Below are 684 nucleotides of genomic sequence, written 5' to 3' on the forward strand. Positions count from 1 at the left end.
TGCAATACAATACAGGTACGAATGCACAGTACAACGGTAATATCGCCCAACAACTTTGGAAACATGGGGCGACAACAGTAAACACCTTTAGTTATATCTATGATAAAATCAATAGATTGCTGAAGGGTGAGAGTAAAACAGGTACTATCATGTACGAGCGATTACAATATGATGAGCGTGGTAATATCCTGAAGCTCGTTCGTAACAACAGCAATATCTTAGCCGATACAGTAGCAACGAATTATGTTTATGAAAATAGTAACTTATCCAATCGTCTAAAAAGCATTACCAAAGGTAGCACAACCAATACTTACACTTACGATGTGAATGGTAATGCAAAAACAGACCGTACAGGGATGACCTTTACCTACAATCACCTGAACTTACCGAAGACAGCGACTAAGACAGGTACATCAGTTACTTATTTGTATGATGCTGCCGGATCTAAACTACGCAAGACAGCTGTAGTGAGTGGTGTCACAACTGTACGTGATTATGTAGGGGGTATAGAATATAGCAAGGTAGGTTCAGGAGCACAAGCTATTGAGATGATTCATACGAGCGAGGGTTATCTACAACGCAACGCGTCAAACAATACTTACACCTATCACTATAACTTAACGGATCATCTAGGTAATGTACGAGCTGTGTTGTTCAAGAATCCTACAACCACTGTAATAGAAA

Annotated in this window: 1 pseudogene; it reads left to right on the forward strand. The window is 39.6% G+C overall.

Annotated features, from left to right (window positions below):
* Positions 1-684, forward strand: a pseudogene (locus FLS47_RS18200) (DUF6443 domain-containing protein); the annotation flags it as partial.

This window comes from Sphingobacterium cavernae, from assembly GCF_008520265.1.
Taxonomy (GTDB): domain Bacteria; phylum Bacteroidota; class Bacteroidia; order Sphingobacteriales; family Sphingobacteriaceae; genus Sphingobacterium; species Sphingobacterium cavernae.